Here is a 22,425-nt window from a genome sequence, read left to right as displayed (position 1 = left end):
TAGAAAGGAAAATAGAATATGATGGATATGAAAGAAAAATACGAAACGCTTTCACTGGCAGTACTGAAAGATGTGGCGAAAGCAAGGGGGCTGAAAGGAACATCCGCGTTAAAAAAATCGGATCTGATTGAACGCCTTCTTGAAGAAGATAGAAAAACACAGAAGACAGAGGAAACAGAACCTGTAAGAGAAAACAGGCATGATCATGAGCACGTCCAGAGAGAAGACGTAAGAGGGGAAAAGGGTGCCGGACTGGAACTGTCTGACCTGGACAGCGGTATGACGGCCCATGGAATCCTGGAAGTACTCCCGGACGGATACGGATTTATCCGCTGTGAGAACTATCTTCCGGGAGAGAATGATGTTTATGTTTCCCCGTCCCAGATCCGGAAATTCGGACTCAAGACAGGGGATATCGTTTCCGGAAATACGAGAATCAAGACACAGTCTGAAAAATTCAGTGCGCTGTTATTTGTAACGAAGATCAACGGACTTCCACCTGCGGTTGCAGTGAAACGGAAAAACTTTGAAGACATGACACCGATTTTTCCAAATGAGCGTCTGAGACTCGAAAATGAGAGAAGCAGCACGGCGATGAGAATTGTAGACCTGCTCTCGCCAATAGGAAAAGGGCAGAGAGGGATGATTGTATCTCCTCCGAAAGCAGGTAAGACGACACTGTTAAAAGAAGTGGCTCTCTCCGTTCTGAGAAACAACCCGGAGATGCATCTGCTTGTTCTTCTGATCGATGAACGTCCGGAAGAAGTAACCGATATTAAGGAAACAATCCGCGGGAAAAATGTGGAGGTCATCTATTCTACCTTCGATGAACTCCCGGATCACCATAAGAGAGTGTCCGAAATGCTGATTGAGCGTGCAAAACGTCTTGTTGAGCATAAAAAAGATGTTATCATTCTGCTTGACAGTATTACCAGACTTGCAAGAGCCTACAACCTTGTTGTACCTCCGAGCGGACGTACCCTTTCCGGTGGTCTGGATCCGGCGGCCCTGCATATGCCGAAACGCTTTTTCGGAGCCGCAAGAAACATGCGGGAGGGCGGAAGCCTTACCATTCTTGCCACTGCACTTGTAGATACCGGAAGTAAGATGGACGATGTCATTTACGAGGAATTCAAAGGAACCGGAAACATGGAGCTTGTTCTTGACCGGAAACTTTCAGAAAAGAGAATGTTCCCGGCGATCGACATTCCAAAATCCGGAACAAGACGGGAAGATCTGCTTCTTACCCCGGACGAGCAGGAGGCTGTTTACATTATGCGCCGCGCTCTCAATGGAATGAAGTCCGATGAGGCGGTTGATACGATTCTCAACCTGTTCAACCGGTCGAAGCATAATTCAGAGCTCGTGCAGACTGTCAAAAAAATGAAGTTTATTTAAAAAGAGGGTTGCAAAACAAAAACAGGTATGATACAATAAACCCGCTGTTTAGAAGACGATTAGTCGCAGAGAAATCTGTGTGAGACGAATAAAAGCAAGAAGAGGTGAAAATCATGAAAGAAGGAATCCATCCAGCATATCATCAGGCAACTGTAACATGCAACTGTGGGAATACATTTGTAACAGGATCCACAAAGGAAGATATCCATGTTGAAATCTGCTCCAAATGTCATCCATTCTACACAGGACAGCAGAAAGCAACTCAGGCTCGTGGCCGTGTTGACAAGTTTAACAAGAAATACGGAATCGAAAGCAAATAAGATTCAGAAGTACAGGGCTGAGGTTTTCATATCTCAGCTCTTTTTCGTTACTTTAGAAAACTGTTATTTAGCAGAGAAGGAGTTTCAATGAAGTCATCAAATGTAGGAGGACAGGCGGTTCTGGAAGGCGTGATGATGAAACACAAAGACCGGTACGCCGTGGCGGTAAGGAAGCCGGACGGGACGGTTGTTGTGGAGCAGGATGATTACAAAAGCATCGTCGGTTCCCACCAGAAGCTGCTTAAAACACCATTTATCCGCGGAATCTTCAATTTTATCGATTCAATGATTCTGGGTATGAAGACGCTGACGTGGTCAGCCGGCTTTGAGGAAGAAGAGGAGGAGGTACTGACGGAAAAGGAGGCCAGGAAAAGGGAGAAACTGGATCAGGTGATCAACGGGGTCGTCATGGCGGTTTCTTTCCTGATTGCCATCGCAATTTTTATGGTTCTTCCGTATTTTCTGTCAGATCTGTTCAAGACGGTCATTCCGTCCTATGTTATCCGGACGATTCTCGAAGGCGTGATCCGGATTCTGATTTTTGTCGGCTATATCTGGCTGATCTCCAGGATGGAGGATATCCGGCGTCTGTATCAGTATCATGGTGCCGAGCATAAATGTATCAACTGTATCGAGCATGGACTGCCGCTTACAGTAGACAATGTCAGAATCAGTTCCAAAGAGCATAAACGGTGCGGGACGAGTTTCCTCATGTTTGTTATGATTGTGGGAATTGTCCTTCTGTTTTTTGTCCAGACGGAGTCTCATATTCTGCGGGTTGTAATCCGGATCGCGCTGCTTCCGGTCATTGCGGGAATTTCCTATGAGATTATCCGGCTGGCTGGAAACAGTGATAACGTGGTAGTTAACCTGTTAAGCAGACCGGGGCTGATGCTTCAGGGTCTGACGACAAAGGAACCGGACGACAGTATGATTGAGGTTGCGATTGCTTCTGTGGAAGCGGTCTTTGACTGGAAGGCGTACCTTGCAGAAAATTTTCCGGTCCGTGAAGAATCCGGAAGAAAAGAGGAGGCCGTATGACATTCCGGGAAGCACTGAACTGGGGAAAAGAAAAGCTTCAGCATGCAGGGATTCCGGAATATGATCTGGATGCCTGGCTTTTGCTGGAGCATGTGTCTGGCCTTTCCAGAGCCATGTATTTTGTGAGAGACAGAGAAGAGATGGAAGAATCGTGCCGGGAGCAGTACGAGGAGGCCATAAGAAAGCGCGAAAGCCGCGTCCCGCTCCAGCACATCACCGGGGTGCAGGAATTTATGGGATATGAATTCCACGTCAATGAGCATGTGCTCATTCCCCGGCAGGATACGGAGATCCTTGTAGAGGAGGCAGACCGGGCTGCAGATGATACAGGCGCGAAGCGGATTCTGGATGTCTGCACCGGATCGGGCTGCATCCTGTTAAGCCTTTTAAAAATGAATGAAAACCGGACCGGAACCGGATCCGATCTTTCGGAACCGGCCCTTAAGATGGCGGAGGAGAACCGCAGACTGCTTGAGATTCCGGAAGAACGGGCCGCATTTGTGCAAAGCGATCTGTTTGAAAGAATTGAGGGGACATACGATATGATCGTTTCCAATCCCCCCTACATCAGGACGGAAGAGATCCGGAAGCTCCAGGAGGAGGTCCGGCTCCATGACCCCTACGGGGCACTGGACGGAAAAGAAGACGGGCTGTATTTTTACCGCCGCATCATTTCAGAGGCGGGCGGTTATTTTGACCATCAGGGGACGTTGCTTTTTGAAATCGGATACGATCAGGCGGAGGATGTCAAAAGGCTGATGGAAGAGGCCGGCTACAGTCAGATCTATGTAAAAAAGGATCTGGCAGGGCTTGACCGTGTAGTAGGCGGCGTGTACAATAAAGCAAGAGAAAATGAGGAGGAATTAACAAATGTTTGATAAACTGGACGATTTGCTGATTCGTTTTGAAGAGATTATGGGAGAGCTTCAGGAACCGGACGTTGTCAATGATCAGACGCGGTTCCGCAGTCTGATGAAAGAGCAGAACGATCTGGCTCCGATTGTGGAAGCATATAAAGAATACAAAAAATGTAACGAGACAATCGAGGACAGCCTTGCCATGCTGGAGGAAGAGTCGGATGAAGAGATGCGGGAGCTTCTGAAAGAAGAGCTTGCCGATGCCAGAAAACGTGTAGAAGAGCTGGAGCATGAACTCAAGATCCTGCTTCTCCCGAAAGACCCGAATGATGACAAGAACGTTATCGTCGAGATCCGTGCCGGTGCCGGCGGAGACGAGGCTGCGCTGTTCGCGGCAGAGATCTACCGGATGTATATTCACTATGCAGAACGGAGAAGATGGAAATGTGAGATGATTTCACTCAATGAGAATGGAATCGGCGGTTTCAAGGAGGCAGTCTTTATGATCTCCGGACAGGGCGCTTATTCCAGACTGAAATACGAAAGCGGGGTACACCGTGTACAGCGTGTGCCTGAGACGGAAAGCGGCGGCAGAATTCATACATCCACCATCACGGTTGCTATCATGCCGGAGGCGGAGGAAGTGGATGTTCATATCGATATGAACGACTGTAAATTCGACGTATTCCGTGCTTCCGGAAACGGTGGACAGTGTGTCAACACGACAGACTCTGCTGTACGTCTGACCCATATCCCGACAGGTATCGTAATCTCCTGTCAGGATGAGAAGTCCCAGCTGAAAAACAAGGATAAAGCGCTCAAGGTTCTGCGTGCAAGACTTTATGAACTGGAGCAGGCAAAGCAGCATGATGCGGAAGCCGAGGCAAGAAGAAGCCAGGTTGGAACCGGAGACCGTTCGGAGAAGATCCGGACGTACAACTTCCCGCAGGGACGTGTGACAGATCACCGGATCAAGCTGACACTTCACAAACTGGATACCGTGTTAAACGGAGATCTGGATGAAATCATTGATTCGCTGATTGCGGCCGATCAGGCGGCAAAACTTGCGAACATGCAGGAAAACTAACTGACAGACAGGATGCCCTATATCGGTATGGCACCGGATGTAGGGTTTTTGTATTCGTGGAAAAGAAGAAGGTATAATACAGTATGGATGAATGGAAATTTAACCGTGTCCAGCTAAAGGATCAGGAACTGATTAAGGAATATTTTCGGAAATACCCGTCAAGAAGCTGTGACAGAACATTTTTTGGAGTTATGCTTTGGGGAAGACATTATAATCTGGATTTTGCCTTTACAGGAAAAGCTATTCTGTTCCGGGAAAAGACAGAGAGCGGGTACGGTTTTGCATGGCCTGCAGGACCGGATGAGGAAATCCGGGAACTGATCCCGCAGATGGAGAAACACTGCGAGGAGCAGGGAGGAGAGTTTCATATGTACGGACTTTCCGAGGCACAGTTTGCCCTTGTCGACAGCTGGTATCCGGGAAAGTACCAGATTGAATATGACAGGGATGCGGCGGATTATATTTATGAGTCGGAAAAGCTTTGTACCCTGTCTGGAAAAAAGCTTCACGGTAAACGGAACCACATCAATAAGTTCAAGGCCACGTATGAGGACTGGGCATATGAGCCGCTCACAAAGGACAATCTGGAAGAATGCTTTCAGATGGCTCTGAAATGGAGAAACGAAAACGGATGTGACGAAGATGAAGAGAAAAACTGCGAGATGTGTGTAACGCTCAATTCTCTGAGACTGTTTCAGGAGCTGCATCTCAAAGGTGGAATTCTTCGTGTAAACGGTAAGATTGTCGCATTTACCGTCGGGGAACCGGTAAGTGATGACACGGTTGTTGTCCACATTGAAAAGGCATTTGCCGATGTGCCGGGTGCATATACAATGATCAACCAGCAGTTTGTGGAACATGAATGTATGGGATACCGCTATGTCAACAGAGAGGATGATGCCGGACAGGAGGGGCTTAGAAAAGCAAAGCTTTCCTATAAGCCGGCAATGCTGCTTGAAAAAGGAGTTTTATCAAAAGTACAGGAGGTATCAGAATGATTGCAGAGAAGATGAAAGGGATGGTGGCAAACAGTTCCGCGATCCGTGCGATGTTTGAGGAAGGAAACCGGCTTGCCGGGATTTACGGGGCAGAAAACGTCTATGATTTCAGTCTTGGAAATCCGAATATTCCGGCTCCGGAAGCGTTGACAAACGCCATGATGGATGTGCTGAAAGAGGAGGATCCGGTTGTGCTGCACGGATATACGAACAGCAATGCAGGGTATGCGGACGTCAGAGAGGCTGTTGCACAGAATCTGAACGAGCGTTTCGGAACTTCCTTTGAAGGAAAGAATATTACGATGACAGTAGGAGCGGCAGGCGGCCTGAATGTCATTCTGAAAACACTGATCAATCCGGGAGATGAAGTGATTGTCTTTGCGCCGTATTTTGGAGAATACAGAAGCTATGTCAACAATTTTGACGGAGTGCTTGTGGAGATCTCCCCTGATACGGAGACATTCCAGCCAAAACTTGACGAGTTTGCCCGGAAGATCACGCCGAAGACCAAAGCGGTGATCGTCAACAATCCGAACAACCCGACCGGTGTCGTATATTCCGAGGAGACAGTAAAGAAGATGGCTTCCGTTATGGAGGAAAAGCAGAAGGAATACGGAACGGATATTTATCTGATTTCCGACGAGCCGTACCGTGAGCTTGTGTACGGGGATGCCGAAGTTCCATTCCTGACAAAGTATTACGACAATACGATTGTAGGTTATTCATTCAGTAAGTCCCTTTCTCTTCCGGGAGAGCGGATCGGATACCTTGTGATTCCGGATGAAGTGGCAGACAGTGCGGACGTAATTTCCGCTGCCAACGTAGCAACCCGGATTCTTGGATTTGTCAATGCACCGACACTCCAGCAGAAAGCAGTGGCAAGATGCCTGAATGAGAAGGCGGACATCGCTTTTTATGATAAGAACAGAGAAACCCTGTACGAAGGGTTAAAGAAGGCGGGATTTTCCTGCATTAAACCGGAAGGAGCATTCTATCTGTTTGTCAAGTCTCCGGTGGAAGATGAAAAGGAATTCTGCAGCAGAGCGAAAAAATACAATATTCTGATGGTGCCGGGAAGCTCCTTTGGATGTCCGGGCTATGTCAGACTTGCATACTGTGTCGCATACGACACGATTGTACGTGCGCTCCCGAAATTTGAAGAACTTGCGGCCGAGTACCGCGGACAGGAGTAGACGCGTATGAGACTGGAAGAAAATATCCGCCGGGTGACTCCTTATGTTCCGGGAGAGCAGCCGCAGCAGAAAGTAATCAAACTGAATACCAATGAAAATCCGTATCCGCCTGCGCCGGGAGTGGAGCGGGCACTAAAGGAGATGGATGACGGAAGACTCCGTCTGTATCCGGATCCGGAAATCCGCATGCTGACAGAGAGCCTGGCCGAATACTGCCAGGTGAAACCGGAACAGATTTTTGTAGGAGTGGGATCAGATGACGTACTGTCAATGAGCTTTCTTACCTTTTTTAATTCCGGAAAGCCGATTCTGTTTCCGGATATTACCTATTCCTTTTACAAGGTGTGGGCAGAACTCTACCGGATCCCGTATGAATGCTGTCCGCTGGATGAGAAGATGCACCTCAGAAAAGAGGACTACTGTAAGGAAAACGGAGGCATCATTTTCCCGAATCCGAATGCGCCGACGGGAATTTATGAGAGCCTGGATGTGATTGAGGAGATTTTAAAGCAGAATCCGGACGTGATCGTCATTGTGGATGAGGCGTATATCGATTTTGCAGGAAAGCCGTCCGCCATTTCCCTGATTGACAGGTATGACAATCTTCTGGTGACACAAACCTTTTCCAAGTCCAGATCCATGGCAGGAATGCGGATCGGATTTGCGGCAGGGAACGAACGGCTTATTCGCTGGCTCCAGGATGTGAAGTATTCTTTCAATTCCTATACTATGTCCTATCCGGCTATTGTCTGCGGGACGGAAGCGGTAAAAGATACGGAGTACTTCCGGAAGACGACGGAAAAGATTGTCGCCACAAGAGAATGGAGCAAAGAGAGACTGGCGGATCTGGGATTTGAATTTCCGGATTCCAGTACAAACTTTATTTTTGCAAAACATCCGAAGTATGATGGAGAAAAACTGTTTCAGGCTTTAAAGGAACGGCAGATTTATGTCAGACACTGGAAACAGCCTGAGATCGCGCAGTATTTACGAATCACTGTCGGAACAGATGAGGAAATGAATCAGTTTTTTGACACGTTGGAAGAGATTATGAAAGAATAAGTCAGGAAAAGGAGGAATCAAAAATTCCTCCTTTCCTGATTTCTGAAATATTGTGTATGGATGATCATTGCCTGTCCCTCAAAGCCAGGAGGTTTGCATATTCCAGCAGATCCTGCTTTGACTTCGGGGAGAGAGACATGAAAACAGTTTTGAGCTGATACTGAATAATCCGTTCGTTTATGGCAGGCCCGGACGAAGAAACTTCGACCGGATGCGACTCCTTGCCGGAAATGAGATAATCGGTACTGACATGAAAAAACTGCGCAATCATATACAGTTTGTCATAGTCTGGCTGTCGGTTTTTGGTCTCGTATCCGGCGATGGTTGATCGGGATACCTGAAGGTATTGTGCTAGCTGGTCCTGAGTTACGTCTGCGTTTCTGCGCAGCAATTTTAGTCTTTCTGAAAACCCCATATATTGCCTCCTATCTTTAGTGTGGCTACATTTTAGCAATAGAAACGTGGGGAAAACAGGAAGTGTGTCGGAAAGGAACACAGATGGATCGGTATGTGTCGAAAAGCATTAAAAGGAGCCGGAGACGAATCCCGTGTTGACAGGTATGAATAAAAATTTTATAATTTACTTAGAATAAAAGAAGAAAAATATGGAGGTAATCCGGATGTTAATTGCCAAAAATGATGAAAAAGAGAGAAGTTTCCTGTTTCGGATTGTAATCTGGACAGCGTCTGTTCTCATCATTGCGGTTGCAGCGTACTTCCTGATCCGGTCATTTGCAAGAAATCCGATTGCTGGGACATGGGAATATCAGGATGACAATATTACAATGACCATTCAAAGTGATGATAAAGTTAAACTTCAGTTTGATAATCTGCAGGATGTTCCGGAACTTGCGGTGACAATGGACTGTCAGGTGGATAAAACGGAAAAGACGCTGGTGATCGGCGGACTGCAGCAAAGTGAGATTGACAGAATCCTGGAGCAGTATGATGGACAGTTGACCCAGAGTGCTCTGGATACAGCGCTTTCCATGTTTACGACATCGTTTGACTACAGCATGGAACGGCAGACGTTGACGCTTACGGACCGCGAATACGGTGAACAGATGATATTTGATAAAAAATAGAACTTTCCCCTCTATACAGGAAAACGGATATGACGTGTGACTTGGGTAGAGGGGGATTTTATTCATGTAGAGGAGGAAGAGTATGCTGCGCACACAGACAAAAGTAATTCAGATAGGAAATGTAAAGATCGGAGGCAGTTATCCGGTTGCCATCCAGTCTATGACAAACACAAAAACAGAAGATGTAGAAGCAACGGTAAAGCAGATCCTGGCTCTTGAGCGGGCAGGCTGCGAGATTATCCGGTGTGCCGTTCCGACAATGGAGGCTGCAGAAGCACTCAGAGAGATCAAACGCAGAATTCATATCCCGCTTGTGGCGGATATCCACTTTGACTACCGGCTTGCCATTGCGGCCATTGAAAACGGAGCGGACAAGATCCGTATTAACCCGGGAAATATCGGGGATCAGGACCGTGTGAGAAAAGTGGTGGAGAAGGCCAAAGAATACAAGGTTCCGATCAGGGTAGGAGTCAACAGCGGCTCTCTGGAAAAGAATCTTGTGGAAAAATATGATGGCGTGACGGCCGAAGGGCTGGTGGAAAGCGCGCTGGATAAAGTGCGTATGATTGAAAAAATGGGATACAACAATCTGGTTGTCAGTATTAAGGCATCTGATGTCATGATGTGTGTCAAAGCGCATGAACTACTTGCTCCGCAGTGTCCGTATCCGCTTCACGTCGGTATTACGGAAGCAGGGACTATCCTTTCCGGCAATATCAAATCTTCCATCGGGCTTGGAATCATTCTTTATCAGGGAATCGGAAATACCATCCGCGTCTCTCTGACGGGAGACCCGCTGGAAGAAGTCAAATCCGCAAAGCTGATTTTAAGGACATTGGGGCTGAAAAAGGGCGGCATCGAGGTCGTTTCCTGTCCGACCTGCGGCAGAACCAGAATTGACCTGATCGGCCTTGCAAACCAGGTGGAAGACATGGTGCAGGATATCCCGCTTGACGATGTGAAAGTGGCAGTCATGGGCTGTGTTGTCAATGGACCTGGTGAGGCGAAGGAAGCCGATATCGGAATTGCCGGAGGCGTCGGAGAAGGACTCCTGATTAAAAAGGGAGAGATTGTAAAAAAACTCAAAGAAGAAGAACTCCTCCCGGCCCTTAGGGAAGAGCTTCTGAACTGGAAAAAAGATTGAGGACGTATGACATATGGGAAAAGACTTTTTTGAAGTGTTTCCGACTCTGAACCTTTCGGAGGAGACAAAATTTCTGCTGAAAGATGTCAGGGTTACGAAAGTTTCAACGAATTCAACAAGAGATTTTATCCGGATTTATCTGTTTTCCACCCATCTTCTGCAGAAAAAGAAGATTTATGAACTGGAATATGCTATCAAGCACCAGTTGTTTGACCGGACGATGATCCAGGTGGAGATTCTGGAGAGCTATCAGCTGTCAGAGCAGTATACGCCGGAAAACCTGATGCACGAGTATTATGACAGTATCCTTCTGGAGCTGGAGAAGAGAAGCGCCGTTGAGAGAAGCATGTTTGAGCATGCGGACTATGATTTCGAGGACAGCGTTCTGAATCTGAAGCTTCAGAATTCTATCGTGGCAGAAGGAAAGAAGGAGGCGATTGTAAGCCTCCTTTCCGAAGTGTTTAATGACCGTTTTCATGTGCCTCTTTCCATTAAAGTCGGCTATCAACCGCCGAAAAAAAAGAGCGCGCTTGAGTTTAACGAACTTCAGCTTCAGGCAGAAGTGGATGAAATTATTGAGAGAAACGAGGCACTCCGCAAGGAGAAACGGAAAAATACGGAAGAGGCGGATGCCGGAGAAAACGGGACAAAAGAAGAGAAAACAAAATCTGCTCCAAAGACATTGAAAGAAAAGCGGTTTGGAAAAGAGATGAAGAAACCGTTTGTCAGACGTGATTTCAGAAAATCGGATGATCCGAACATGATTTACGGACGTGACTTCGATGATCCTCCGATCGAACTCTCCCAGGTGTTGGGTGAGATGGGCGAGATCACCATCCGGGGAAAGGTCATCAGCTTTGATACGAGAGAGATCCGGAATGAAAAGACGATCCTCATGTTTGCCATCACCGATTTTACCGATACGATCGTTGTCAAGATGTTTGCCAGAAACGACCAGCTCCCGGACCTGCTTGGCGACATAAAAAAGGGTGCATTCCTGAAAGTAAAGGGGATTACCACGATCGACAAATTTGACGGGGAGCTGACCATCGGTTCTGTGAGCGGAATCCGGAAAATCAGTGACTTCACCGTGCAGAGAAAGGATCTCTACCCGGAAAAGCGTGTAGAGCTGCACTGCCATACGAAAATGAGCGATATGGACGGGGTATCGGAAGTCAAAGATATTGTAAAGCGTGCGTATGACTGGGGACACAAAGCGATTGCCATTACGGACCACGGTGTCGTTCAGGCATTCCCGGATGCCAACCACTATATCGAATCTCTGGATAAAGACGATCCGTTTAAAATTATTTACGGCGTGGAGGCGTATCTGGTGGATGATCTGACGGAGATTGCCCAGGGGGCGAAGGACCAGACTCTTCAGGATACATATGTGGTATTTGACCTGGAGACGACCGGATTCAGCCCGATTCAGGATAAGATTATCGAGATCGGAGCGGTCAAGGTGGAACATGGAGCGATCACAGAACGTTTCAGTACTTTCGTCAATCCGAAGATTCCGATTCCGTTTAAGATCACGGATCTGACCGGTATTACCGATGACATGGTGATGGATGCCGAGCCTGTCGAGGAAGTCCTTCCAAAATTTCTGGACTTTGTGGGAGATGCGGTTCTGGTAGCCCACAATGCAGGATTTGATGTCAGTTTTATTGAGCAGAACTGTAGATATCAGGAGATCGAGAAGGAATTTATATCGGTGGATACGGTGGCCCTCGCCCGGGTGCTCCTTCCGACTCTTTCCAAGTATAAGCTGAATGTTGTGGCAAAGGCACTGAACATTTCGCTGGAAAATCATCACCGGGCCGTGGATGATGCCCAGGCGACGGCCGAGATTTTTGTCCGGTTTGTCGAAATGCTGAAAGACAGGGAAATTTTTACATTGAAAGAGCTGAATCACTTCGGCTCCATGAATCCGGACGCAATCCGGAAACTTCCGTCCCACCATGCGGTCATTCTGGCGAAAAACGAGACCGGGCGTGTGAATCTGTACCGCCTGATTTCCATGTCCCACCTGCAGTATTTTTCCAGAATGCCGAGAATTCCAAAGAGCGAATTTTTACGGTACAGGGACGGCCTGATTATCGGAAGCGCCTGTGAGGCAGGCGAACTGTTCCAGGCTGTCTTAAATGGAAAATCAGAAGAACAGATCGCAAAGCTGGTGAATTTCTATGATTATCTGGAAATCCAGCCGATCGGGAATAACCGGTTCATGATTGCAAGCGACCGTGTTTCCAATGTAAAAAGCGAGGAGGACCTGCGGGATTTGAACCGGAAAATTGTAAGGCTTGGCGAGAAATTCTGCAAACCGGTTGTGGCAACCTGCGATGTTCATTTCCTGGATCCGGAGGACGAGGTCTACCGTAGAATCATCATGGCGGGAAAAGGCTTTTCTGATGCGGATGAACAGGCACCGTTGTATCTGCATACGACGGAAGAGATGATGGAGGAGTTTTCCTACCTCGGAGCGGCAAAAGCCCATGAGGTTGTAATCGAGAATCCGAATAAGATTGCGGACATGATTGAAAAGATTGCTCCGGTCCGACCGGACAAATGTCCTCCGGTCATTGAAAATTCCGATCAGACCCTGCGTGATATCTGTTATAAAAAAGCCCATGAAATGTATGGAGATCCCCTCCCGGACGTCGTGACGGAACGGCTGGAGAGGGAGCTTCATTCCATTATCTCCAATGGATTCGCCGTGATGTATATTATTGCCCAGAAGCTGGTATGGAAGTCCAATGAGGATGGATATCTGGTTGGTTCCCGTGGATCAGTCGGATCTTCCTTTGTCGCTACCATGGCAGGAATCACGGAGGTCAATCCGTTAAGCCCGCATTATTATTGTCCGCACTGCCATTACAGTGACTTTGATTCCGAGGAAGTACGCGCGTTTGCGGGGGGCTGCGGATGGGATATGAAGGACAAGGACTGCCCGGTATGCGGACATCCGCTCGTCAAAGACGGGTTCGATATCCCGTTTGAGACTTTCCTTGGGTTTAAAGGAAACAAAGAGCCGGATATTGACCTGAACTTTTCGGGAGATTATCAGAGTAACGCTCACAAGTATACGGAAGTCATCTTTGGAAAAGGGCAGACGTTCCGCGCAGGGACCATCGGTACCCTGGCGGACAAGACCGCATTCGGATTTGTGAAGAACTATTATGAAGAGCGGGGCAGCAGGAAGCGAAACTGTGAGATCGACCGGATCGTACAGGGATGTACGGGAATCCGGAGAAGTACAGGGCAGCATCCGGGAGGAATTATCGTTCTTCCTCACGGTGAGGACATCAACTCCTTTACCCCGGTGCAGCATCCGGCAAATGATATGAATACGGATATCATTACGACCCATTTTGACTACCACTCCATTGACCACAACCTATTAAAGCTTGACATTCTGGGACACGATGATCCGACCATGATCAAGACACTGGAGGAGCTGATCAATTCGGACGCCATGGACAATGAATATGACGGCGTAGAGAATGTATTTGACGCCAGAGATATTCCGCTGGATGACCCGAAAGTCATGTCGCTGTTTGCCAATACGGAGGCACTCGGCATCACGCCGGATGACATTGACGGATGTCCGGTTGGATGCCTTGGTATTCCGGAGTTCGGAACGGACTTTGTTATCCAGATGGTAGTAGATACAAAGCCAAAGACCCTCTCCGACCTGATCCGGATTTCCGGGCTTTCCCACGGAACCGATGTGTGGCTGAATAATGCGCAGACGTTGATTCAGGAGGGAAAGGCAACGATTTCCACGGCGATCTGTACCCGTGATGATATTATGACTTACCTCATCAACAAAGGGATGGACAGTGAGCTCTCTTTTACGATCATGGAGAAAGTGCGAAAGGGAAAAGGACTCACGCCGGAGTTTGAAGAGTCGATGAAAGAGGCTGGAGTACCGGACTGGTATATCTGGTCCTGTAAGAAGATCAAGTATATGTTCCCGAAAGCGCATGCGGCCGCCTATGTTATGATGGCATACCGGATTGCCTACTGTAAGGTCAACTATCCACTTGCGTATTATGCTGCCTACTTTGGAATCCGTGCAGACGCCTTTTCCTATGAGCTGATGTGTCAGGGAAAGGAAAAACTGGCATACCATATCCGGGAATATAAAAGCAGACAGGACCGGCTGAGTAAAAAAGAGCAGGATACGATGAAAGATATGAAGATCGTGCAGGAAATGTATGCGCGAGGTCTGGAGTTTATGCCGATTGATATTTATGAGGCAAAAGCGACCAAGTTCCGGATTGTGGACGGAAAGCTGATGCCGCCCCTTTCCAGTATCGATGGAATGGGAGACAAGGCGGCAGAAGCGGTGGAACAGGCATCGAGGGACGGCAGGTACCTTTCCAAAGATGATTTCCGACAGAGAACCAAGGCCAGCAAGACGGTGATTGATAAGATGTCGGAACTGGGACTTCTTTCCAATCTTCCGGAATCCAATCAGTTATCTCTGTTTGATTTTGCAGATTAATGCTTTAAACGAATAAAGGAATATGATATACTAAAGAGGATAAGCCAAAGAGGCGGGTCCTCTTTTTTCTGTGCAAAAAGCCGGAAAGACTTCTGCACAGAAGGCATTGCATGGAACAGGGAAGCGTTTTATTCCCAAATTAATCTGACCAGGAGGAAGAAAAAATGATATGGGCAAAGGAGGAGACACTGCCTAGAGAAGAACTGGAAGAGATCCAGCTCCGGAAGCTGCAACAGACAGTTTCCTACATCTATGAGAGGGTGGCTCCTTATCGGGGGAAAATGGACAAAGCAGGGGTGGCTCCGGAAGATATCCGTTCGCTGGATGACTTGAGGAGACTTCCGTTTACAAGCAAAAAGGATTTCAGAGATAATTATCCGATGGGGCTGTTTGCGGTTGATAAAAAGGAACTGGTACGTTTTCACGCAAGTTCCGGCACGACCGGAAAACCGACGGTTGTCGGATACACGAAAAACGATCTGGATATCTGGCTGAATAATGTAGCAAGAGTTGCCTGCATGGGAGGAGCGCGCGCAGATGACATCGTGCAGCTCTCATTTGGATACGGCACCTTTACCGGTGCGCTGGGACTGCACGGAGGACTGGAAAAGATCGGAGCTGCCGTGATTCCGATGTCATCCGGCAATACGAAAAAACAGATCATGTTTCTAAAAGACATGGGCGTGACACTTCTTGTGGCGACACCGTCCTATGCGCTGCATCTTGGCGAAGAGATCCGCAGGGCCGGGATGGATCCGGCGAAAGATCTGTGCCTCCGGACCGGACTCTTCGGAGGCGAAGGAATGACCGAGGCGATGCGCGAGGAGATGCACCATGTATGGGGCGATCAGTTCTTCTGCACACAGAATTACGGCATGAGCGAGCTCTGCGGACCGGGTGTGGCAGGCGAGTGCAGAGAGCTTTGCGGCATGCACGTAAATGAAGACTGGTTCATACCGGAAATCATCGATCCGGAGACAGAAGAAGTGCTGCCGCCGGGAGAGCGTGGAGAGCTTGTCGTGACCTGTCTTGGAAAGGAGGCTCTTCCGATTATCCGTTACCGGACCGGAGATATGACCCGGATTTTCTATGAGCCGTGCAAATGCGGAAGAACGACCGCAAGAATCGAAAATCTTTCCGGAAGGGCAGATGACATGCTTGTCATCCGCGGCGTCAATGTATTCCCGACGCAGATCGAAGAAGTACTGCTCAAGATCGATGAGATCGGGCCACACTATGAAATCCTTGTAGAAAGAAAGAACAGACTGGACGTTATGACCATCACAGTGGAACTGATTGATGACAGGCTGCTTGACAGCTACGGAAAACTCAGCGAACTGGAAAAGAAGATCAAGGCGGGACTGAAATCCCAGCTTGGCCTTGCAACAGAAATCCGGCTGGTAGCGCCTTATTCTCTGCAGAGATTTGAGGGAAAGGCAAAGAGAATCAAGGATTTACGAAAGGATGGATTATAGAATGTCAGAATCAAAGAAAGTCATAATGCTTGGAAACGAAGCAATCGCAAGAGGGGCGTATGAAGCCGGAGTCAAGGTGTCGTCAGCCTATCCGGGAACGCCGAGTACGGAAATCAGCGAAAATCTCGTGAAATACAGGGATGATCTGTACGCGGAGTGGGCACCGAATGAGAAGGTGGCGGCAGAAACCGCGATCGGAGCCAGCATCTCAGGAGTACGTGCCATGGCATGTATGAAGCACGTAGGGCTCAACGTAGCTTCCGACCCGCTCTATACGGTTTCTTACATGGGAGTCAACGGAGGACTGCTCTTTATGGTGGCGGACGATCCGGGACTTTACAGTTCCCAGAATGAACAGGATACGAGAATGATTGCAAGGGCTGCGGGCGTGCCGGTTCTGGAACCGTCAGACAGTGCGGAGGCAAAAGAGTTTGTCAAAATCGGATTTGAATTAAGCGAACAGTTTGACCGTCCGGTCATCTTCCGTATCACCACAAGACTGGCACACTCTCAGGGACTTGTGGAACTCAAAGACCGGGAGGAGATTCCGGACAAACCATATGAAAAGGATATCCGGAAAAATGTCATGATGCCTGGAAACGCAAAATTCCGGCATGTGGAAATCGAAAAGAGAAATAACGAATTAAAAGAAGCGGCAGATACGCTTCCGATCAATAAAATAGAGATGAACGATACCAGAATCGGAGTTATCACAAGCGGAATTCCGTATCAGTATGTGAAAGAAGCACTGCCTCAGGCTTCGGTCTTAAAGCTTGGCATGGTCAACCCGCTTCCGGAAAAACTGATCCGGGAGTTTGCATCTAAAGTTGAGACACTGTATGTGGTGGAGGAACTCGATCCTGTCATCGAAGAGCAGGTAAAATCCTGGGGTATTCCTGCCATTGGAAAAGAGATCTTTACCATTCAGGGAGAATACAGTGCCAATATGATCCGCAAGGCCATCCTCGGAGAAGAAGTACGGATGGATCCGCCGGCAGATGTGCCGCAGCGGCCGCCTATTCTCTGTCCGGGATGCCCGCACAGAAGCGTCTTCTATGTTCTCAACAAATTAAAGATGCATGCGGCAGGAGACATTGGATGCTATACACTTGGAGCAGTGGCACCGCTCAGCGTGGTGGACACGACAATCTGTATGGGAGCAAGTATTTCCAGCCTCCATGGAATGGAGAAAGCAAAAGGAAAAGAATACATCAAAAACTGGGTGGCAGTAATTGGAGATTCGACATTTTTACATACCGGTGTCAATTCCCTGATGAACATGGTTTACAATCAGGCTACCGGAACGGTGCTGATTCTGGATAATTCCACTACCGGAATGACAGGCCATCAGGATCATGCGGCGACCGGAAAAACACTTCAGGGAGATCCGACTTACGCAATCAACATTCCGAATCTGTGCCGTGCAATCGGTGTGCCGAATGTACAGGAAATCAATGCTTTTGACATTGTAGCGCTGGAGAAAGCGATTAAGGAAGAAGTGGCAAAAGACGAAGTATCCGTCATCATTACAAAGACACCATGCGTACTTCTTGACAAGAGACCAAAACCGCTCTATGCTGCGGATCCGGAAAAATGTAAAAAATGCGGCATGTGTATGAAACCGGGCTGCCCGGCCATGACAAGAAATGAAGACGGTACGATCCGGATTGACGACACCATGTGTACCGGATGCGGACTCTGTGAATCCCTCTGTAAGTTTGGAGCGATTGAACTGGTAAAGGCAGGTGAAAAGTAATGGGAGTAAAAAATATTATGATCGTCGGTGTCGGAGGCCAGGGAACACTTCTGACAAGCCGGATTCTTGGAGGACTTGCACTGGATGCAGGATATGATGTCAAACTTTCTGAGGTCCATGGAATGGCGCAGAGAGGAGGAAGTGTTGTAACCTTTGTCCGCTATGGAGACAAGGTGGCAGAACCGATCGTGGAGGAAGGCTGCGCAGATATTATTATCGCGTTTGAACGTCTGGAAGCACTGCGCTATGCACATTTTCTGAAAGAAGGGGGAGCACTGATCCTGAATGACTGGAGGATCGATCCGATGCCGGTTGTGATCGGCGCGGCCAGGTATCCGGAACACATCATTGAAACGCTGGAAGAGAAACATAAAGTCTACACTGTCAACGCGACGGAGGAGGCCAAGAAGCTTGGAAATCCAAAAGTATTCAATATGATTGTTCTCGGTATCGCATCCAGACATATGGATTTCACAAAAGAACAGTGGTACCGGGTGATTGAAAAGACGGTGCCGCCAAAGACAATCGAGATCAATAAAAAGGCATTTGAAACAGGAGCAGCACGATAGGAGGACGAAATGAAACAGGTATCGGTATTTGTGGAAAACAGACCGGGAAGTCTGATGGAAGTAACCTCAAAGCTGATGGAGGCGGAGATCAATATCCGTGCGGTTGCTTCGTTTGATACTCCGGAGTTCGGAATCCTGAGGATGGTGGTGGACCAGCCGGAACGGGCGAAAGAGACGCTGACCAGACTGGGATTTGTGGTACGGATCTATGACGTGGTCGGAGTAGAATTAAAAGATGAAAAAGGAAACTTAAACAGAATGCTGTCCATTCTGGCTGACGGACAGATCAATCTGAATTATATCTATTCGTTCGTGATCCGTGATAATAACGCACCGGTGATGGTATTTTCGACAGATGACATGGAACGTGCGGAAAAGATTCTTGCGAAGGCAGGAGTAAAGCTTGTCTCGGATGAGGAGTTATAGGAGGAAAAGAGCATGATAACAGACAAAACATGGAAGGAACAGATCCGTGATCCGCAAGCAGAATGTATGAGCGAAGATGAACGGATGGTACTTCAGGGGGAAAAACTGAAAAATCTTGTAAAAAGAGTGTACGGGGTCGTTCCTTTTTATACGGAAAAGATGAAAGAACTCGGTGTAGAACCGGGAGATATCAAAGGAATCGAAGATATCACGAAACTTCCGTTTACGACAAAGGAGGACCTGCGTGACAACTATCCGTTCGGATTTCAGGCAGTGCCGAATGAAAAGATCGTAAGAGTTCAGGGAACGTCCGGCACGACCGGAAAACTGACGGTCATGGCCTATACGCAGAAAGACGTGGATATCTGGGGCGAGTGTGTGGCGCGCTGCCTTACGATGGCCGGACTGACAGCGCAGGACCGGATTCATGTCTGCTATGGATATGGACTGTTTACCGGAGGAATGGGACTGGATTTTGGAGCGCAGAAGCTTGGAGCCATGGCAATCCCGATGTCAGCCGGAAATACGAAACGCCAGTTGATGTGTATGGAAGATTTTGGCGCCACGGCGTTTGCCTGTACACCGTCCTATGCGATGCATCTTGCAGAAGCCATGCAGGAAGCAGGTGTCGTTGAAAAGATGAAAATCAAGGCGGCAGTATGCGGAGCAGAACCTTGGACTGTGGAGATGCGGCACAAGATCGAGGAGATTCTGAAGATCAACTGCTTTGATATTTACGGGCTCTGTGAGATCAGCGGACCGGGTGTTGCGATGGACTGCATCCACCATGAAGGACTCCATGTGAATTCTGACTTCTTCTATCCGGAAGTACTCGACCCGGCCACACATGCGCCGTTGAAAGACGGAGAGACCGGAGAGCTGGTATTTACCACGCTGGACAAGGAAGCCGTACCGTTAATCCGTTACCGGACGAAAGACCTTACAAGCATCTGCCATGAGACATGCAAATGCGGACGTACAACACCGAGAATTTCCAAGTTCAAAGGACGTACAGATGATATGAAAGTCATCCGCGGCGTCAATGTATTTCCGACTCAGGTGGAAACAGCACTCTTTGGAATTGGAGAAGTCATTCCGCATTATCTGCTGATTATCGACAGAGAGGACAATATGGATGTACTTACGGTCATGGTAGAAGTGGATGAGAAATTTTTCTCGGATGAAATCCGGAAACTGGATGCACTCCGCCATAAGATCGGTGATGTCTTAAAGCAGGCGCTTGGCGTTTCTGTCAGAGTCAAACTGGTAGAGCCAAAGACGATCGAGAGAAGTGAAGGAAAAGCAAAACGTGTAATTGACAACCGGAATCTTGTATAGGAGGGAAAATCATGAGTACAATTCAGCAGTTATCGGTATTTCTGGAAAACAGAGAAGGAAGACTCGATGAAGTTCTGCATGCGCTTGGAACGAACGGCGTCAATATTGTCGCCCTCAGCCTTGCAGATACAACAGAGTACGGGATGTTAAGAATGATTGTCTCAGATCCGGAAAAGGGGAAAGAAGAGTTGAAGAAGATTGGAATCACGGCAATGCTCACACCGGTTATTGCCCTGAGAGTTCCGCATGCAACCGGGTCTTTGAGCAAAGCGATGCATCAGCTTGTGGAAGGCGGAATTAACGTAGAATATATGTACGCATTCGCGAACGGTAAAGATGCTTCCGCAGTCCTAAAGACAGATGAGCCGGAAAGAGCGGCAGACATATTGAAGCAAAGTGGATTCGGTGTCTGGAAAGCAGATGAGGCTTATAAGGCAAATTTGTAAAGAAACGTATCAAAAAAGGCTGTCATCGACAGCCTTTTTTGTAATCCAGATTCTATGGCTTTTAAATATCTAAATTGAAAAACGAATTTATATAAATAAAAGATGCATACAATTTCGATTATAACCTGGTCACATTAACAGCCTGAGGACCTTTTTCTCCTTCTGTTACTTCGAATTCAACAGACTGTCCTTCTTCCAGAGTCTTGAATCCATCCATATTCAGTCCGGTATAGTGTACAAATACATCGTTTCCGGATTCATCACAGATAAATCCATATCCCTTCTGGTTGTTGAACCATTTTACGGTACCCTTGTTCATAGTGCTACCTCCATAAAAAATAAAAACAATAAGCCATACATCGAATATACGATGTTACTAGAGCATAGCACTTTTTGCGTGAAAAGTCAATGATTTGTCGAGAAATATAGAGCGTAAAAGAAGAATTGTCCGAATTTCAATAAAATTCTGATAAATACGGAATGAGAAGCGGCCTTCACACCTTTCGTGGGAGTGCATAATCTGATGGTATGAAACAGTTTTGTGGAGGTTATTATGAAAAAGAAGCTTTTGTCCGCACTTCTTGTTGCTGCTCTCGCAGCATCTGTACTTGCCGGATGTGCAAAAGAAGAGACCGGTTCATCAGAATCGGACAAAAAGGAGGAAACCAGACTTACAAAAGTAACTTTGAATGAAGTTGCCCATTCCATTTTTTATGCCCCGATGTATGTGGCTATCGAGGAAGATTATTTTAAGGACGAAGGGATTGATCTGGAACTTGTCACCGGATTTGGAGCAGACAAAACCATGACGGCAGTGCTCTCTGGTCAGGCGGACATCGGATTTATGGGATCGGAATCTTCCATTTACACGTATAATGAAGGTGCCAAAGACTATGTTGTCAATTTTGCCCAACTGACACAAAGAGCAGGAAACTTCCTCGTATCGAGAGAACCGATTGAAGATTTTTCATGGGAAGATCTGAAAGGGAAGACGGTCCTTGGTGGCAGAAAAGGAGGAATGCCGGAGATGGTCTTTGAATATATCCTGAAACAAAACGATATCGATCCGGAAAAAGATGTAATGATCAATCAAAACATTGATTTTGGTTCCACAGCAGCCGCTTTTTCCGGTGGGCAGGGAGACTTTACGGTAGAATTTGAACCGGGGGCCACCACACTGGAAGCTGCCGGAAAAGGCTACGTTGTTGCCTCGCTTGGCAAAGAGAGCGGTTATGTGCCTTATACGGCATTCTCAGCGAAAAAGAGCTATCTGGAGGAGCATCCGGACCTGATCCAGAGTTTTACGGATGCCCTTCAAAAAGGGATGGATTATGTAAATACACACACACCGGAGGAAATAGCAAAAGTCATCCAGCCACAGTTTAAAGAAAATGATCTGGAAACAATCACAACGATCGTTTCCCGGTATTATGAGCAGAAGACATGGAAAGAAGATCTGATATTCAATCAGGACAGCTTTGAATTATTACAGGACATTCTGGAGGATGCCGGCGAACTGGATTCCAGGACTCCGTACGAAGATCTTGTCACAACGGAATTCGCAAAAAAGGCTGCGAAATAAATTTTTAATACTTTTTTGATATTTTGAACACACTTTCTTCACAATTGACATGTATTATGAAACTACAAAGTAAGTAATACTTTGTGAATAAACTTTTTCATAACTTTTTCCCTCAGCCAGTACATTCCCTGTACT

General features: G+C 47.5%; 20 protein-coding genes. 18 read left to right on the top strand and 2 right to left on the bottom strand.

All coding sequences use genetic code 11. The features are described 5' to 3' along the window. Positions 1-27: 27 nt before the first annotated feature. From rho to hisC, 8 genes are all read left to right on the top strand, one after another. Positions 28-1,398, top strand: coding sequence for a transcription termination factor Rho (rho, locus tag H6A32_RS03925; protein ID WP_087252632.1), 1,371 nt, complete (start codon positions 28-30; stop codon positions 1,396-1,398). A 113-nt stretch (positions 1,399-1,511) separates the two neighbouring features. Next, on the top strand, positions 1,512-1,718 hold the full coding sequence (gene rpmE, locus H6A32_RS03920; protein ID WP_087168467.1) for a 50S ribosomal protein L31: 207 nt from the start codon (positions 1,512-1,514) through the stop codon (positions 1,716-1,718). An 87-nt stretch (positions 1,719-1,805) separates the two neighbouring features. Beyond that, positions 1,806-2,759, top strand: coding sequence for a DUF1385 domain-containing protein (locus tag H6A32_RS03915; RefSeq protein ID WP_087168466.1), 954 nt, complete (start codon positions 1,806-1,808; stop codon positions 2,757-2,759). Further along, positions 2,756-3,637, top strand: a complete 882-nt coding sequence (prmC, locus tag H6A32_RS03910; RefSeq protein ID WP_087168465.1) for a peptide chain release factor N(5)-glutamine methyltransferase — start codon at positions 2,756-2,758, stop codon at positions 3,635-3,637. Before H6A32_RS03915 ends, prmC begins: the two co-directional genes overlap by 4 nt. Then, the gene (prfA, locus tag H6A32_RS03905; protein WP_087252578.1) at positions 3,630-4,703 is read left to right on the top strand and encodes a peptide chain release factor 1; all 1,074 of its coding nucleotides are present in this window, start codon (positions 3,630-3,632) and stop codon (positions 4,701-4,703) included. Before prmC ends, prfA begins: the two co-directional genes overlap by 8 nt. 83 nt (positions 4,704-4,786) lie before the next feature. Further along, positions 4,787-5,701 (top strand): DUF2156 domain-containing protein, encoded by a 915-nt coding sequence (locus H6A32_RS03900; RefSeq protein ID WP_087168463.1) that lies wholly within the window; start codon positions 4,787-4,789, stop codon positions 5,699-5,701. Further along, on the top strand, positions 5,698-6,894 hold the full coding sequence (locus H6A32_RS03895) for a pyridoxal phosphate-dependent aminotransferase (protein WP_204863810.1): 1,197 nt from the start codon (positions 5,698-5,700) through the stop codon (positions 6,892-6,894). The genes H6A32_RS03900 and H6A32_RS03895 overlap by 4 nt, the downstream gene beginning before the upstream one ends. 6 nt (positions 6,895-6,900) lie before the next feature. Beyond that, positions 6,901-7,956, top strand: a complete 1,056-nt coding sequence (gene hisC, locus H6A32_RS03890) for a histidinol-phosphate transaminase (RefSeq protein WP_204863809.1) — start codon at positions 6,901-6,903, stop codon at positions 7,954-7,956. 64 nt (positions 7,957-8,020) lie between these two features. On the opposite strand, the gene H6A32_RS03885 is transcribed toward hisC, so the two are convergent. Beyond that, on the bottom strand, positions 8,021-8,371 hold the full coding sequence (locus H6A32_RS03885) for a helix-turn-helix domain-containing protein (protein WP_087252580.1): 351 nt from the start codon (positions 8,369-8,371) through the stop codon (positions 8,021-8,023). A 205-nt stretch (positions 8,372-8,576) separates the two neighbouring features. On the opposite strand from H6A32_RS03885, the gene H6A32_RS03880 reads away from it, so the two are divergent. From H6A32_RS03880 to H6A32_RS03840, 9 genes are all read left to right on the top strand, one after another. Beyond that, positions 8,577-9,041 carry a hypothetical protein gene (locus tag H6A32_RS03880; protein WP_087168459.1) on the top strand — a complete coding sequence of 155 codons (465 nt, stop codon included), beginning with the start codon at positions 8,577-8,579 and terminating at the stop codon, positions 9,039-9,041. An 82-nt stretch (positions 9,042-9,123) separates the two neighbouring features. Next, complete coding sequence (gene ispG / locus H6A32_RS03875) at positions 9,124-10,185, top strand: flavodoxin-dependent (E)-4-hydroxy-3-methylbut-2-enyl-diphosphate synthase (RefSeq protein WP_087168458.1); 1,062 nt, start codon at positions 9,124-9,126, stop codon at positions 10,183-10,185. 13 nt (positions 10,186-10,198) lie between these two features. Continuing rightward, a complete protein-coding gene (locus H6A32_RS03870) occupies positions 10,199-14,698 on the top strand; it encodes a PolC-type DNA polymerase III (RefSeq protein WP_204863808.1) in 4,500 nt (1,499 codons plus the stop codon). 164 nt (positions 14,699-14,862) lie between these two features. After that, positions 14,863-16,173, top strand: coding sequence for a phenylacetate--CoA ligase family protein (locus tag H6A32_RS03865; protein ID WP_087252583.1), 1,311 nt, complete (start codon positions 14,863-14,865; stop codon positions 16,171-16,173). A gap of 1 nt (position 16,174) precedes the next feature. Next, positions 16,175-17,929, top strand: a complete 1,755-nt coding sequence (gene iorA, locus H6A32_RS03860) for an indolepyruvate ferredoxin oxidoreductase subunit alpha (RefSeq protein ID WP_204863807.1) — start codon at positions 16,175-16,177, stop codon at positions 17,927-17,929. Continuing rightward, positions 17,929-18,498 carry an indolepyruvate oxidoreductase subunit beta gene (locus tag H6A32_RS03855; RefSeq protein ID WP_087168454.1) on the top strand — a complete coding sequence of 190 codons (570 nt, stop codon included), beginning with the start codon at positions 17,929-17,931 and terminating at the stop codon, positions 18,496-18,498. Before iorA ends, H6A32_RS03855 begins: the two co-directional genes overlap by 1 nt. 9 nt (positions 18,499-18,507) lie before the next feature. Beyond that, on the top strand, positions 18,508-18,924 hold the full coding sequence (locus tag H6A32_RS03850; protein ID WP_087168453.1) for an ACT domain-containing protein: 417 nt from the start codon (positions 18,508-18,510) through the stop codon (positions 18,922-18,924). Between the two features lie 12 nt (positions 18,925-18,936). Next, positions 18,937-20,262, top strand: coding sequence for a phenylacetate--CoA ligase family protein (locus H6A32_RS03845; protein ID WP_087168452.1), 1,326 nt, complete (start codon positions 18,937-18,939; stop codon positions 20,260-20,262). An 11-nt stretch (positions 20,263-20,273) separates the two neighbouring features. Beyond that, on the top strand, positions 20,274-20,708 hold the full coding sequence (locus H6A32_RS03840) for an amino acid-binding protein (protein ID WP_087168451.1): 435 nt from the start codon (positions 20,274-20,276) through the stop codon (positions 20,706-20,708). Between the two features lie 118 nt (positions 20,709-20,826). On the opposite strand, the gene H6A32_RS03835 is transcribed toward H6A32_RS03840, so the two are convergent. After that, entirely contained in the window at positions 20,827-21,027 is a 201-nt protein-coding gene (locus H6A32_RS03835; RefSeq protein WP_087168450.1) for a cold-shock protein, read from the bottom strand. Between the two features lie 234 nt (positions 21,028-21,261). Between H6A32_RS03835 and H6A32_RS03830 the strand changes: the two genes are divergently transcribed. Further along, positions 21,262-22,290 (top strand): ABC transporter substrate-binding protein, encoded by a 1,029-nt coding sequence (locus H6A32_RS03830; protein WP_087252585.1) that lies wholly within the window; start codon positions 21,262-21,264, stop codon positions 22,288-22,290. Positions 22,291-22,425 lie beyond the last annotated feature (135 nt).

It is taken from the genome of Drancourtella massiliensis (genome assembly GCF_016900655.1).
In the GTDB taxonomy this organism is placed as follows: Bacteria; Bacillota; Clostridia; order Lachnospirales; family Lachnospiraceae; genus Sellimonas; species Sellimonas catena.
This window is presented reverse-complemented; position numbering and strand designations above follow the sequence as displayed.